13 protein-coding genes are annotated in these 14,440 nt (G+C 68.3%); 10 read left to right on the top strand and 3 right to left on the bottom strand.

Annotated features, from left to right (window positions below):
- Positions 1 to 33: 33 nt before the first annotated feature.
- The 9 genes from nadA (at position 34) to yicI (ending at position 10,278) form a co-directional block, all read left to right on the top strand.
- Positions 34 to 1,239, top strand: a complete 1,206-nt coding sequence (gene nadA, locus B7K20_RS05025) for a quinolinate synthase NadA (RefSeq protein WP_084101193.1) — start codon at positions 34 to 36, stop codon at positions 1,237 to 1,239.
- A 35-nt stretch (positions 1,240 to 1,274) separates the two neighbouring features.
- Positions 1,275 to 1,868 (top strand): DUF3043 domain-containing protein, encoded by a 594-nt coding sequence (locus tag B7K20_RS05020; RefSeq protein WP_084101191.1) that lies wholly within the window; start codon positions 1,275 to 1,277, stop codon positions 1,866 to 1,868.
- Between the two features lie 88 nt (positions 1,869 to 1,956).
- Positions 1,957 to 2,967: an aldo/keto reductase family protein gene (locus B7K20_RS05015; protein WP_084101189.1), complete on the top strand. Its 1,011-nt coding sequence runs from the start codon at positions 1,957 to 1,959 to the stop codon at positions 2,965 to 2,967.
- A gap of 4 nt (positions 2,968 to 2,971) precedes the next feature.
- The gene (locus B7K20_RS05010) at positions 2,972 to 3,379 is read left to right on the top strand and encodes a hypothetical protein (RefSeq protein ID WP_084101187.1); all 408 of its coding nucleotides are present in this window, start codon (positions 2,972 to 2,974) and stop codon (positions 3,377 to 3,379) included.
- A 232-nt stretch (positions 3,380 to 3,611) separates the two neighbouring features.
- The gene (locus B7K20_RS05005) at positions 3,612 to 4,637 is read left to right on the top strand and encodes a LacI family DNA-binding transcriptional regulator (RefSeq protein ID WP_159449329.1); all 1,026 of its coding nucleotides are present in this window, start codon (positions 3,612 to 3,614) and stop codon (positions 4,635 to 4,637) included.
- 112 nt (positions 4,638 to 4,749) lie between these two features.
- Entirely contained in the window at positions 4,750 to 6,066 is a 1,317-nt protein-coding gene (locus B7K20_RS05000; protein ID WP_084101183.1) for an ABC transporter substrate-binding protein, read from the top strand.
- Positions 6,067 to 6,129: 63 nt separating this feature from the next.
- Positions 6,130 to 7,095, top strand: coding sequence for a carbohydrate ABC transporter permease (locus B7K20_RS04995; protein WP_084101181.1), 966 nt, complete (start codon positions 6,130 to 6,132; stop codon positions 7,093 to 7,095).
- Position 7,096: 1 nt separating this feature from the next.
- On the top strand, positions 7,097 to 8,002 hold the full coding sequence (locus B7K20_RS04990) for a carbohydrate ABC transporter permease (RefSeq protein ID WP_084101179.1): 906 nt from the start codon (positions 7,097 to 7,099) through the stop codon (positions 8,000 to 8,002).
- On the top strand, positions 7,999 to 10,278 hold the full coding sequence (yicI, locus tag B7K20_RS04985) for an alpha-xylosidase (protein ID WP_084101177.1): 2,280 nt from the start codon (positions 7,999 to 8,001) through the stop codon (positions 10,276 to 10,278). The genes B7K20_RS04990 and yicI overlap by 4 nt, the downstream gene beginning before the upstream one ends.
- Positions 10,279 to 10,328: 50 nt before the next feature.
- Here the strand turns inward: yicI and B7K20_RS04980 are convergent, their stop codons facing one another.
- Positions 10,329 to 11,228 carry a LysR family transcriptional regulator gene (locus B7K20_RS04980; protein ID WP_159449328.1) on the bottom strand — a complete coding sequence of 300 codons (900 nt, stop codon included), beginning with the start codon at positions 11,226 to 11,228 and terminating at the stop codon, positions 10,329 to 10,331.
- 215 nt (positions 11,229 to 11,443) lie between these two features.
- Between B7K20_RS04980 and B7K20_RS04975 the strand changes: the two genes are divergently transcribed.
- On the top strand, positions 11,444 to 12,763 hold the full coding sequence (locus B7K20_RS04975) for an amidohydrolase family protein (RefSeq protein ID WP_084101173.1): 1,320 nt from the start codon (positions 11,444 to 11,446) through the stop codon (positions 12,761 to 12,763).
- 14 nt (positions 12,764 to 12,777) lie between these two features.
- Here B7K20_RS04975 and B7K20_RS04970 read toward each other — a convergent pair whose 3' ends face one another.
- Positions 12,778 to 13,725, bottom strand: coding sequence for a PDR/VanB family oxidoreductase (locus B7K20_RS04970; protein WP_084101170.1), 948 nt, complete (start codon positions 13,723 to 13,725; stop codon positions 12,778 to 12,780).
- A complete protein-coding gene (locus tag B7K20_RS12855; RefSeq protein ID WP_159449327.1) occupies positions 13,722 to 14,378 on the bottom strand; it encodes a helix-turn-helix domain-containing protein in 657 nt (218 codons plus the stop codon). Before B7K20_RS12855 ends, B7K20_RS04970 begins: the two co-directional genes overlap by 4 nt.
- Positions 14,379 to 14,440: the final 62 nt, after the last annotated feature.

Below are 14,440 nucleotides of genomic sequence, written 5' to 3'. Positions count from 1 at the left end.
AGTGTGCCGTGCCGAGCGTGCGACAATGTGCCCATGAGCACGACGTTCACGGAGCCCACCTCCTCACCGGCGCTGCTGCTTCTGGGCAACCGCCGCGACCCGCTGTCGGAGCGCGGAGTGGACTGTCCGGGAGACCTGCCCGCGGCATCGGACCCCGACCTTGTGGAGCGCGCACGCGCCGCCAAGGAGGCGCTGGGCGACCGCGTCTTCATCCTGGGTCACCACTACCAGCGCGACGAGGTCATCCAGTTCGCGGACGTCACGGGCGACTCGTTCAAGCTCGCGCGCGACGCGGCCCAGCGCCCCGAAGCCGAGTTCATCGTCTTCTGTGGCGTGCACTTTATGGCCGAATCCGCCGACATCCTCACCTCGGACGACCAGCAGGTGGTGCTGCCCGATATGGCGGCCGGATGTTCCATGGCCGATATGGCGAACATCAACCAGGTCGAGGACGCCTGGGAGCAGCTTCGCGAGGCCGGCATCGCCGACCGCACCGTGCCCGTCACCTACATGAACTCGACCGCCGCCATCAAGGCGTTCTGCGGCCGCAACTCCGGCGTGGTGTGCACCTCCTCCAATGCGGAGGTAGCCCTGCGTTGGGCGTACGACCAGGTGGGCGGGCTCGAGGGCGACGGCAAGGTGCTGTTCCTGCCCGACCAGCACCTGGGCCGCAACACCGCCGTCGAGAAGCTCGGCTACTCGCTCGACGACTGCGTGGTCTACGACCCTCGCAAGCCTTGGGGTGGAAACACCCCTGAGCAGCTCGAGGCGGCCCGCATCATCCTGTGGCGCGGCCACTGCTCGGTGCACGGGCGCTTCCGCAAGGAGAACGTGGACGCCGCGCGTGAGAAGGTGCCCGGGATCAACGTCATCGTGCACCCCGAATGCACCAACGACGTGGTGCGCGCCGCCGACTACGTGGGCTCGACCGAGTACATCATCAAGACGCTCGACGCGGCCGAGCCCGGCTCGAAGTGGGTCATCGGCACCGAGCTGAACCTGGTGCGCCGCCTCGCGAACCAGCACACCGACAAGGAGATCCACTTCCTTGAGGACACGGTGTGCTTCTGCTCGACGATGAACCGCATCGACCTGCCCCACCTGGTGTGGGCGCTCGAGTCGCTTGTCGCAGGCGACGTGCCCAACCGCATCGTCGTCGACCCCCAGACCCAGGCCGAGGCCAAGGTGGCCCTCGACCAGATGCTGGCCCTGCCCGGCATCACCGCACCTACCAACTGAGGCCGGCCGCCCTCCTGGCCGCCCGCAAGGAATCCATGACTGACAAGAACCCCAGCGACGACTCCACGGTGGACCTCCCCGAGGACGAGTCGACCGTCGCGCTGCCCTCCGACAAGAAGGGCCGGCCCACCCCCAAGCGCAAGGACCAGGAGGCCGCGAACCGCCGCACGCTATTCGACGACCCCAAGGCCGCCAAGAAGGCCGACCGCGAGAAGGCCCGCCTCCAGCGCGAGCGCGAGTACCAGGCCATGCGCGAGGGCGACGAGCGCAACATGCCCTACGAGCACCGCGGACCGGAGCGCCGCTGGCTGCGCGACTATGTGGACGCACGCTGGTCGATGGGCGAATTCCTGCTGCCCACCGCGATCGTCTTCGTGGTGCTGTCGCTCTTCATGGGCCAGTTCGGCGCCATCGGCGGGCTGCTAGTTCTCGTGTTCTACGTGCTGGTCCTCGCAGCCGCCGTCGAGGTCTTCGTCCTGGTGCGACGCATGAAGAAGCGCTTCATCGAGAAGTTTGGCGTCTCGCGCCTGCCGCGCGGCTGGACCTTCTACGTGATCTCGCGTGCGCTCAACATGCGCCGCTTCCGCGTGCCCCGCCCCAAGGTCAAGCGCGGCGAGTTCCCCGTCTAAGCCAGCCACGGCATCGGCCGTCCTGTTCGTTCTCCGGAGCCGGCCCTCCCACCCGGGAGGGCCGGCTCCGTCGCGTTAGGGTGGCGACATGGTCAACTATCGCTACCTTGGCAACTCCGGCATGAAGATCACCGAGCTGGTGTACGGCAACTGGCTCACCCACGGCTCGCAGGTCGAGAATGAGCAGGCCGCCGCGTGCGTGAAGGCCGCGCTCGACGTGGGCATCACCTCGTTCGACACCGCGGACGTCTACGCGAACACCGCCGCCGAGACGGTGCTGGGCGACATCCTCGCCGGCGAGCGCCGCGAGAGCCTCGAGATCTTCACCAAGGTTTACTGGCCCACCGGCCCCAAGGGCGCCAACGACATGGGGCTGTCGCGCAAGCACATCCTCGAGTCCATCAACGGCTCCCTCACGCGCCTCAAGACCGACTATGTGGACGTCTACCAGGCACATCGCTTCGATCACGACACCCCACTCGAGGAGACGATGATCGCATTCGCGGACGTGGTGCGCGCGGGCAAGGCGATGTATATCGGCGTGTCGGAGTGGACCGCGGACCAGATTCGCGAGGGCGCCGCGCTGGCTCGTGAGCTCAACATTCAGCTCATCTCCTCGCAGCCGCAGTACTCCATGCTGTGGCGCGTCATCGAGGACGAGGTGGTGCCCGCATCCATCGAGGCGGGCCTGGGCCAGATCGTCTGGTCCCCCGTCGCGCAGGGCGTGCTCACCGGCAAGTACAAGCCGGGCCAGGAGCCGCCGGCCGGCTCACGTGCGACCGACGAGAAGGGCGGCGCGAACATGATCGCCCGCTTCATGAACGATGACGTCCTCACGCGAGTCCAGAACCTCCAGCCGATCGCGGACGAACTGGGACTCACGATGGCGCAGCTCGCGATCGCGTGGGTGCTGCAGAACTCCAACGTGTCCGCGGCGATCATTGGCGCCTCGCGTCCCGAGCAGGTCACGGACAACGCCAAGGCCTCGGGGGTGGAGATTCCCGCAGAACTGATGGCCAAGATTGACGACGCGTTGGGCGACATCGTCGAGCGCGACCCCCACAAGACGGTCGAGACCAACCCCAAGCCGGGCCGCTAAACCCGTGGCACTCGCCTGGGCCGACGTGCGCGCCGCCGTCGTCGGCCTGGGCGTGCCTCTCGACGACCTCGTCGTGATGGGGTCCGCTCCCCTGCTCGCGTGCGGCGCTCTTTCCTCCGTCGGCGACGTCGACGTCGTCGCGCGCGGCGAGACCTGGACCCGGCTGGCGGAGCGCGGCTCGGTGGTCTCGGGCGTGCTGGGTGACGCGATGGTCGACCTTCCCGGCGGCGTCCAGGTCTTTTCTGGCTGGCAGGGCCAGGCGGCCGATGCCGTGGTCGCCTCCTCGACCTGGGTCGACGGCGTGAGGGTCGGGTCGGTCGCCGATGTGCTCGCGTACAAGCGCCGCCTGGGCCGCCCGAAGGACCTTCTGCACCTCGAGGCCTACGAGCGCTGGGCGGCTCGCCGCTCCTAGCCGCCGCACCCACCCCCTGTCGCAAAGAGGGACATGTGCGCCACGAAACTCCCGTTCGTGCCGCGAATGTCCCCGCTTGCGCCGGAGAGCGAGTTGGTCGCGAGGTCACAAATCGGTAAAGAGGCCAAGACGCGACTTGCTAAGTTGCCGCGCGCAACATATCGTCGGTGACGCAGCAAGGTTCGAAGCGCTTCGACACCCTCGAAGCACCCACGACGACGACGGAGTCACGATGGCCACGATTCAGGATGTCGCCCGCGAGGCGGGCGTGAGCATCTCGACCGTGTCCTATGCCCTGTCCGGCAAGCGCTCCATCAAGCCGTCGACGCGAGACCGCGTTCTGGACGCCGCACAGCGGCTGGGCTACCTCCCCCACGCGTCCGCGCGCATGCTTGCCGCCAACCGCTCTCAGATCTTCGCGGTGACCGCGCCGCTGCACAACGACACCGACCACTCCGCACACATGGTGTTCGCCATGGAGGTCACGAAGGCCGCCCGCACCCATGGTTACGACACGCTGCTGTTGGTCGACGACGACGTCTCCGAGGGCATGCGCCGCTCGGCCGCCAGCTCGCTCGCGGACGGAATCGTCGTGCTCGATGTCGACGCGCACGACCCCCGCGCCGATCTCGCCCGCAGCAACAACTACCCCACCGTATTCATCGGCATCCCGGCCGACACGACCGGGCTGGTGTGCGTCGACCTCGACTTCGAGGCCGCCGCGCGCCTCGCCATCGATACCTTGGTGGCGGCCGGGCGCACGCGGATCGGCCTCGTCTCGCACCCGCTCGAGACCATGCGGCGCGAATCGAACTTCCCTCTTCGCTTTCGCGATGGCTTCGCAAGCCACGCGGCCACGCTCGGGATCGCCGCACCCATCGCGTACCCCGTCGAGCACCGTTCCCACGAGGCGGTCGCACAGTTGCTCGACGCCCAGCCAGACCTCGATGGCCTGGTCCTCAACACGTCCGTCGACGTGGCCTCATCGGTCACCGCGGCGCTGGCCGAGCATGGACGCTCGGTGCCACAGGACGTCGCGGTCATCGCCGCCGGCGTCACCTTCTCGACGGAGCGCTTTGCGGTGCCCTTCGACACCATTCCCCTCGACGCCCGGGTCTCGTGCTCGGTAGCGGTCGACATCCTCGCGCGCATCGTGGACGACAACGTTGCGGCGCCCGAGACGACCCTGATCCCCCCGACCTACATCACCCGCGGCTCGGTGACCCCCACCGGCGCCGCCGTCACCACAGGGACCTGACGCCTCGCGTTTCGAAGACCCTTCGGCAGCGCCATCGTCGAAGCGCTTCGAAAGTCGCGGCTCGCGGCCCTGACCTGGCCCTCACCGGCCCCTACAAGGAGGTAGAACCCGCATGAATACCCGCATCCGCTTTGCCGGCGCCCTAAGCGCCGCGGGGGCGCTTATCGCGCTGACCGCATGCTCATCCGACGGAGGCGACGAGTCCGCCGCGCCCGCCGACGGCGACTGGTCGGGCGAGACCCTCACGGTCCTGCACTACGAGGGCGAGGACTCCGCGATGGGCATCGCCTGGGACAAGGCGATCGAGATCTTCGAGGAGGAAACCGGCGCGACCGTCAACCTCGAGACCACCGCGTTCGAGGACCTGCGCACCTCGGCAGAGCAGCTCTTCGACTCGGGCGACGCTCCCGACGTCTCCGAGTACAACAAGGGCAACGCCACTGCGGGCCAGCTAGCCGCGATCGGCGTCATCCAGAACCTCGACGACGCTTACGAGGAGTACGGCTGGTCCGACAAGCTCTCGGACTCGGTCGCCACCACCGCCCAGTACAACGAGGACGGAGTGATGGGCTCCGGCTCGTACTACGGCGTGCCGAACTACGGCGAGTTCGTGTTCCTCTACTACAACAAGGACATGTTCGAGGAGGCCGGCCTCGCCGAGCCCACCACGCTCGCCGATGTCGAGGCCGCGGCCGCGGCGTTCGCCGAGCAGGGCATCACGCCGTTTGCCGAGTCGGCTCAGGAGTACCCCCTGGGTCAGCTCTGGTACCAGTTGGCACTGAGCAAGGCCGACCGCGAGTTCGTCGACGCGTACCAGCTGTACACCGAGCCCGTCGACTGGACGGGCGAAGAGATCTCCTACGCCACCGAGACCATCGCCGACTGGGTCGAGTCGGGCTACCTCGACACGGCCATCACCGGCATGACCGCCGAGGACGCTGGCCTGCAGTTCATCAATGGCGAGACCCCCATGTTCTACTCGGGTTCGTGGTGGTACGGCCGCTTCCTGAGCGACATCACCGGATTCGAGCTGGGCACCACCAACTGGCCCGACACCACGCTGACCCCTGGTTCGGGCGGCAACATGTGGGTGGTCCCCGTCGAGTCGCAGCAGCCCGAACTCGCCCGCATCTTCATCGACGTCACCATGCGACCCGAGGTCCAGGCGCTGCTGGGTGAGTCCGGCGGCCTGCCCGTCGCGGCCAACACCGACGACATCACCGATGAGGACGCACAGCAGCTCATCGGCCTGTTCAACGAGGTCAACGAGCGCGACGGCCTCGCGTTCTACCCCGACTGGCCCACGCCCGACTTCTACGGCGACCTCAACGCGGTGCTGCAGGGCCTGGTCAACGGCGACTACAACGCCGCCGAGGCTCAGGCGCAGCTCGAGGAGTACTACGAGTCCTACGTCGCGGACCTGCGATAACGGACTGATCTCACCGGTGCGGCCCGGGTTTTCACCCGGGCCGCACCCGAGAGGAAGAACACCATGACGACGACACCCACCCGGCGACGGACCGTGAGTCCGGCCGATGCCGCGCGCATCCCCCAGCGCGGCGGCCACAAGTGGGGCTACTGGCTCTACTTCATCCCCGGCCTGCTGCTCATGGCCGCGATCATCTTCTACCCCATCGTGCGCAACGTGCGTTTGAGCTTCTTCCACTGGCGCGGCGGCCGCGCCGAGGAACAATTCGCCGGCCTCGAGAACTGGACCGCACTGTTCCAGGACCACGAGTTCCTGCAGTCCTTCCAGAACATCTTCCTGGTCATCATCGCCATGGTGATCGTCCCCACCCTGCTGGGCCTCGTCATCGCGGCGCTGCTGTTCGACGTGGTCGGCCGCCGCTTCGGCGGCAAGCTCTCGAGCTTCCTGCGCGCCACCTACTACATCCCGCAGATCCTGCCCATCGCCGTCGCCGGCGTGCTGTTCGGGTGGCTCCTCAAGCCCAACTCTGACGGAGTGGTCAACCAGTTCCTCACCACCATCACGGGCGACGAGGTCACCATCAACTGGCTCGGCGGTTCGTACGGCACCGCCATGGCATCGGTCATGGTCCTGATGATCTGGATTCAGATCGGCTACCCCATCGTCATCTTCATGGCCGCCCTGCAGCGCGTGGACCCCGAACTCTATGAGGCCAGCGAACTCGATGGGGCTAATTGGTTCGAGCGCTTCCGCGCGATCACGCTGCCGATGATCCGGCCCGAGGTCTTCGTAGTATCGCTCACCACCACCATCGCGGCGCTAAAGGTCTTCGCACCCGTGTTCATCCTCACCCAGGGCGGTCCCAACAAGTCCACGTATGTGCCCTCGTTCTACGCGTACAACGAGTTCATCAACGGCCAGGACAAGGGCTACGCCGCGACGATCGCAACCGCCGTGACCATCGTCGTGTTCATCGTCGCCGTCATCTTCATCCGCGTGCAAAGCCGCGCCGAGCGAAAGGACGCCTGACATGACCGACGTCACCCAGGCATCGGCCGCAGCCAAGCCGCGCCGCAAGGCGAACCCGGACCCCACCAGCCGCAACAAGGCCCGCCCGCGTACGGCGGCCGAGTGGATCCTCATGGTGCTCGCCGTGCTCGGCGCACTCGTGATCATCTTCCCCGTCCTGCTGCTGCTCATGAACGCCTTCAAGTCCCCCACGGACTACGCGAACTCGTCGCCGCTGGACTTCCCCGAAGCCCTCGATTTCACCGGAATCCAGACCTTCTGGGAGCAGCAGAACTTCCCGCGCGCGCTGTGGAACTCGATCTTCATCTCGACCCTCGTCGCGGTCTTCGCGGTGATCCTGTCCGTGCTGAACTCTTTCGCCATCGGCATCGGCCGCGTCAAGGGACGTACCTGGATCGTGCTGCTGTTCTTGATGGCCAACCTGGTGCCGCAGGAGATGCTGTTCGACCCGCTCTTCCAGCTCTATGACGACCTGGGTCTGCTGTCGAACCCCTGGTCCGTCATCATCACCTTCACCGTGATCCAGGCGGCCTTCGGCACGTACTTGTTGTCGAGCCTCCTGGGCACGTTCCCCAAGGAGATCCTCGAGGCGGCAGCGATGGACGGCGCGACCCGGTGGCGCTCGCTGCGCTCGGTCATCGTGCCCGTCATCAAGCCCACGCTGAGCGTGCTGATGGTGTTCTTCTTCATCTGGACGTGGAACGAGTTCCTGCTGCCGCTGGCGTTCCTTAACTCCCCCGACTCGCTGACGGTGCCGCTCATCCTCGAGCAGCTCAACGGCGAGCGCCAGACGGACACGACCACCCTGGTGGCGGGCACGCTGATCTCGATCATCCCCACCATCATCTTCTTCCTCATCTTCCAGCGCACGCTGACCCGAGGCATCACGGCAGGAGCAGTGAAGTGAAGTTCACCGACGGATTCTGGCAGCGCCGCCCCGGCGTCGAGGCGCTCTACGCCCGCGAGGCGTATCGGCTCACCGAGCGCGATGGCACCCTCCACGTCCTGGCGCCCACACGCGAGATCAAGGCGCGCGGCAACGTCCTCAACCTGCCCGCGTTGGAGGTCACCGTCGCGCCGGTCGCGGAGGGCGTCATCCGCGTGCGCATCGATCACCATCGGGGCGCTCGCCGCTCCCCCGGCTTCACGCTGGCGGCCGATGCCGGCTTCAGCGGGCAGATCGATCTCACCGAGGAGGCGGGTACGGTCACGGCCGGTCGCCTTCGCGCGATCGTGACGGCCGGCACGCCGTGGAGCCTCGAGTTCTTCGACGGCGAGACGCGGCTCACCGGCTCGGGCGAGAAGGGCCCCGGCCACATGGTGCTGGGCGCCGATGCCGCGGTCGCCGCGGAGCCCGCGGGCGAGACGGGCGTGGCGGCCGATGGCCGGGCACCGTCCCGCGCGTATACACACGAGCAGCTCGACCTGGGCGTGGGCGAGGTCATCTATGGCCTGGGCGAGCGTTTCGGGCCTTTTGTGAAGAACGGCCAGAGCGTCGACATCTGGAACGCCGATGGCGGCACCAGTTCCGAGCAGGCGTACAAGAACATCCCGTTCTACCTCACCAATCGCGGCTACGGCGTGCTGGTGAACCACCCCGAGCATGTGTCGTTCGAGGTGGGCTCGGAGACCGTGGAGCGCGTGCAGTTCTCGGTGCCGGGTCAGTCGCTGGAGTACCTGGTGTTCGCGGGCCCCACGCCGCGCGAGGTCATCGATCGCTACACCGCCCTGTTGGGTCGCCCGGCCTCGGTGCCGGCATGGTCGTACGGGCTGTGGCTGTCCACCTCGTTCACCACCGAGTACGACGAGGCCACCGTGAACTCGTTCGTCGATGGCATGCGCGAGCGGGATATCCCGCTGTCGGTGTTCCACTTCGATTGCTTCTGGATGCGCGAGTTCGAGTGGACGAACCTCACGTGGGACGAGCGCACCTTCCCCGACCCCAAGGCGATGCTGCACCGCATGCACCACGAGCGGGACCTCAAGGTGTGTGCGTGGATCAATCCTTATATCGCCCAGGCCTCGGACCTGTTCGAGGAGGGCCTCGCCAACGACTACTTCGTCAAGAACCCCGACGGCTCGGTGTGGCAGTGGGATCTGTGGGTGGCCGGGATGGCGCTGGTCGACTTCACCAACCCCGCCGCGCGCGAGTGGTTCCAGGAGCGCCTGCGCGGGCTGCTCCAGCAAGGCGTGGATGCGCTCAAGACCGACTTCGGTGAGCGCATCCCCACCGACGTCGTGTACTTCGACGGCTCCGACCCGCAGGTGATGCACAACCTCTATACGCAGCTGTACAACGACGCGGTGTTCGAGGTCCTCAAGCAGGAGCGCGGCGAGGGCGAGGCGGTGCTGTTCGCCCGCTCGGCCACCGCCGGCGGCCAGCAGTTCCCCGTCCACTGGGGCGGCGACAACACGTCGACATACCCCTCGATGGCGGAGACACTGCGCGGCGGGCTGTCCCTCGCGGCGAGCGGCTTTGGCTACTGGAGCCACGACATCGGCGGCTTCGAAGGCACACCGGATCCTGGCGTCTTCAAGCGCTGGGTCGCATTCGGCCTGTTGTCGTCGCACTCGCGCCTACACGGTTCGGATTCGTACCGTGTGCCGTGGGCCTTCGACGATGAGGCCGTCGCGATCACGCGCCAGTTCGCCCACCTCAAGAACACCCTGATGCCGTACCTGCTCACGGCGGGGGCCGATGCCGCCGCCACCGGCGTCTCGGTCGCGCGACCCATGTTCTTCGAGTTCCCCGACGACCCCGCGGTGACATACCTCGACCGCCAGTACATGCTGGGTTCTGACCTGCTCGTCGCGCCCGTGATGAGCGCCGACGGCGTGGTCGACTTCTACCTGCCCGCGGGCACGTGGACGTCGCTACTCACGGGCGAGCGTGTCGAGGGCGGGCGTTGGGTGCGCGAGAAGCACGGCTTCGACTCCCTGCCGCTGTACGTGCGTCCGGATGCCGTGATCGCGCGGGGCGCTCGCTCCGACCGTCCCGACTACGACTACCTCGACGGACTCGTCCTCGACGCGTTCCCCGCGGGCGACGCGATCGACGCCTCGGTCGACGTGGTCACCGTCGACGGCCGGCGCGTGACGTTCGAGGTGACAGGTCAGGCAGGGGCGGCCACGGCATCGGCCACCGGCACGGACGCCTCAGCCACGGTGCGTGTGCACCGCTAGCGGCACCCACGCGTCAGCCCGCTCTCGTGACGCCGATGTCCCTATCGGCACTACGAGAGCGGGCTTTCCGTTGCGAGGCTCAGGAACGCCGCCGCCGCGGGCGACAGCGCACGTGCGCCATCCCAGATCGCGGTCAGTGGCCTAGTAAACGGTGCGGCATCCACCGCGACCCGCACCAAGGCGCGCGACTCCAGGTCGTCGTGGACGGCCAGCTCGCTCACGGCGGCCGCGCCGGAGCCCGCCATGACGACAGCGCGGATCGCCGCGGTCGTCGAGAGCTCAGCCGCGGGCGTCACGGGCGTCAGGTCGCGTGCGGCGAGGGCACGCTCGAGAGTCTCGCGCGTGCCTGAACCGGCCTCGCGCACCACCAGGGCCGTCGACGCAATCTCCTCGAGCGCCACGACCGATCGGCGGGCCCAACGGTGATCCGGCGCGACCACCACGATGACCTCATCGGTGCCCAGGGTGCGAGACGCGAGGCGGGCAGGCACGTCGGGACTCTCGATGAACCCCAGTTCTGCGTCCTTAGCGCGCACCCGCTCCACGACCGTCGTCGAGTTCACGGCGGTCAGTTCGATGCGCGCACGGGTCCCCCGCCGACGGCCCTCGATGAGCCAGCCTGGCATCAGGTGTTCGGCGATCGTCATGGACGCCGCGATGCTGAGGTGGGCGTCGCGGCTCTCGCGCAACTGAGCGGCGGTGTCGGACAGCGCGGCGACGCGTTCGAGAATGTCCTCGGCGGCATGCGCGATGGCGGCCCCGTCTGACGTCAGGCTCGTGCCACGAGCCGTGCGCTCAAAGAGCGCCAGCCCCAAGCGCCGCTCCAGGGCCCGCATGCGCTGGGAGACGGCCTGCTGGCTGACCAGGAGATGGTCTGCCGCCGCGGTGAGGGAGCCGTGATCCCGCACGGAGACCAGCATGCGCAATTCGTCGAGCGACGGCTGCGCCATCGTCACCTCCCACAACGCAGGCTTGTGGATACCTGCGCAGGTCACCCTACCGGGCGCTTCGGGCCAAGGGCACCATGGTTCGCAGTCGGGCTCGCCCCTGACGCGCCAGTTGGAACCATTTTCATGCCCTAGGCGCTTAGAGCATGAAGGTGGTTCCATGTGGCGCGTCGGGGCGACGCCACAGAATCGAAACACTCCGGTGGCACACTCGCGTCATGCAACTGACCGGAGCCACCGTCGTCGTCGCCGACCCGCACGACCCCTCTCGCGACCACTCAGACCCGCTGGTGTTCACCGACGGATGGGTGCACCACGGCCCTGCCACTGCAGACGACGACACGCTCGATGTCACCGGTTGCGTGGTGACGCCCGGGCTCGTGAACGCGCATCACCACCTATTGCAAAGCGGGTTCCGCACGCTGCCCGGCACGCGGGCCGTACCCATGCGTGATTGGCTTCCACGGATGGCGGCTGCGTACGCGGGCGCGGGCATCGACCCTTCGCTCGTGTCCGCCACCACCGCTGCCGGCGTGGCCGAGGGCCTGCTCACGGGCGTCACGACCGTGGCCGACCACCACCTCAATTGGCCGGCGGGCGCCTCCGCGGAGCAGACGGTCGAGATCGCCGATGCCATCGCCGCCTCCGCGCGCGGGCTCGGCTCGCGCCTGGTGTACGTGCGGGGCTCTGCCCGCGACGATCCACGCACCGCTGCCGACAGCGCCCAGGCCATGGCGGAGCACTTCCTCTCCACCGGCCACCACGGCGGCGTCACGGCCGACGGCATGCTCCAGTTCGCCGTGGGGCCCGCGGGCGTCCACTCGGACGCGGAGGAGACGTTCAGGCTCCTGGGCGACGTGGCGCGCGAGTGGGGCCTTCGCCGTCGCACGCAGGCCAACGAGCAGGTCGACATTGAGATCGCGCTGGAGCGCTACGGGCGCCGTCCGCTTGATCTCCTGGAGGGCTGGGGCTGGCTCGAGCCCGGAGTCACGATTGCACACCTGTGCGACGTGACCGAAGACGAGATCGCGAGACTGGCCCAGGCCGGCATCACCGCGACCCACGCCCCTGGCTGCGACGTGCCCATGGGCTGGGGCATCGCGCCCGTCCGCCGCCTTCTTGAGGCCGGCATCACCGTGGGGCTTGGTACCTCGGGCGGCGGTTCCAACGACGCCGGCCATCTGTTGGCCGATGCGCGACTCGCCATGCAGGTCTCTGGCCTGGTGGGGCAGCAGCTTGAGGCCCGTTCCGTCCTCGCCATGGCGACCGCGGGCTCGGCCGACGGGCTCGGCCGCTCCGACCTGGGGCGCCTCACCCCGGGGTCCAGGGCGGACGCGTGCGTGTGGGACGTCAGCGGAGTGGCCGATGCGGGGGTCGCCGACCCCGTCGGCGGGCTCTTGTGGGCCTCGCCCGGGCGCCGCCCGCGCCACGTGATCGTGGGCGGCGAGGTCGTGGTGCGCGATTACGCGCTAGTGACCGACGACGAGGACCGGATCGTGGCGGCGCTGGAGGCACGGCTGCAACGCGGTCCCGCGTAGGGACGCGTCCGAATTTAGAGGTCGAGGACCAGTCGCGGGCACGCGGCGCGGGACACGCACACGTACATCACGTCGTTGCGGGCACGCTCGTCCGCGGTGAGGATCGAGTCGCGGTGGTCGACCTCGCCCTCGAGCACCGGCGTCTCGCAGGTGCCGCAGGTCCCCTCCGTGCAACTCGACAGCACAAAGGCGCCCGCCTCCTCGACGGCTTGCAGGATGCTGGTGCCGGGCTGCACCTCGACGGTGACGCCCGTCATCGCGAGCTCGACCTCGAAGGCCTCGTCGCGCGCCGGCTCCGCCAGCTCCACGGGCGTGAAGTGCTCCACGCGAAGCGCGACCGCGTGGCGCTCCGCGGCCTCCTCCACCGCAGCCAGGTACGCGGCCGGGCCACACGCGTACGCGGCCCCGCCCTCCCCCACCGACATCATCAAGCCGTCGAGGTCGGCGCGCGTGCCCTCGTCGCTGACGTGCAGCGCGAGCCGGTCCGCGTGGGTCTCGGCGAGCTCGTCGACGAGCGCCATTCCCGCCCTGGTGCGACCCGAGTACGCCACGCGATAGTCGTGGCCGGCCACGCGTGCCTGGGCGGCCATCGCGGCGATGGGGGTCACACCGATCCCACCGGCGAGGAACAGCGTCGTTCCCTCGTGTGGCTCGTACGGAAAGTGACAGCGCGGCCCCGCGCCCGCAAGCGTCAGCCCCGGCGCCGCGTGATCCACGAGCCACTGCGAGCCACCACGTCCGTCAGCCTCGCGCAGCACAGCGATGCGGTACGCGGGTGCATCGGGATCCCCGCACAGGGAGTACTGGCGCACCACGTCACCCGGCAGGTGAAGATCGATATGCGCGCCCGGCTGCCATGCGGGAAGCGCGCCGCCACCCGGATTGCCCAGCGTGATGAGCGCCACGTCTCCGTGACGGGTGACCTCGATCACCTCGAGGGGCATAGTGTCGGCGTGCGTCATGGCGTGGCTCCGTCGTGGTGTGGCGCAGGTGGCGAGGGCGAGAAACCGGTGGCGGCGAAGGTGGGGCGTTCCTTGACGACCAGGATGTGGAATCCCTCGTCGTCGATAGCGCGCCACCGGTGGGCGACTCCCGCGCCGTAATACACCGACCCGCCCGGGGTAAGGATCGTGCTCTCGCCGTCGAGTTCGATCTCGATGCGGCCAGAGACCAGATGGACAAACTCGTGCTCATCGTGGGTGAAGGGGTCGCCGAAGTCGCGCACGGTGCCGCGGATCATGAGTGGGAGGAAGCGCGTGTCCTGGCGCCCCACGAGCAAGAGTGCCTCCTCGGCGCCGTAGAAACCGCGGGCGGCATCCTCCGCGGCGACCACGCTCACGGGTGCAGCGCCCGCTTCTCCCGGCGGGGCGAGAAGTTCGAGTTGAGAGGTCCCGAGCGCGCGGGCGATCTGGCCGAGCGACCGGATGCTGGGGTTCGCGAGGTCGCGCTCCACCTGTGACAGGAAGGGGTGCGACAGCCCACACCGCTGCGCCAATTCGACGAGGGTAAGGCCGCGCGCACGGCGCAAGTCCCTGACACGGGCGCCCAGCGACTCCGTCGCGACGGCAGCGGGAGACCCCTGGTTACCAGGGGTTTCGGTCACCGCGTTGCTCACGCCTGCCTCCTGTCCTCGTCCTGCATGGCGGCCGCAGCGGGGACCTTGGTCCCGAACTGTGA

It is taken from the genome of Demequina sp. NBRC 110051 (assembly GCF_002090055.1).
Lineage (GTDB): Bacteria > Actinomycetota > Actinomycetes > Actinomycetales > Demequinaceae > Demequina.
Note: the sequence above shows the minus strand (reverse complement) of the source record. Positions and strands in the feature narration are given on the sequence as shown.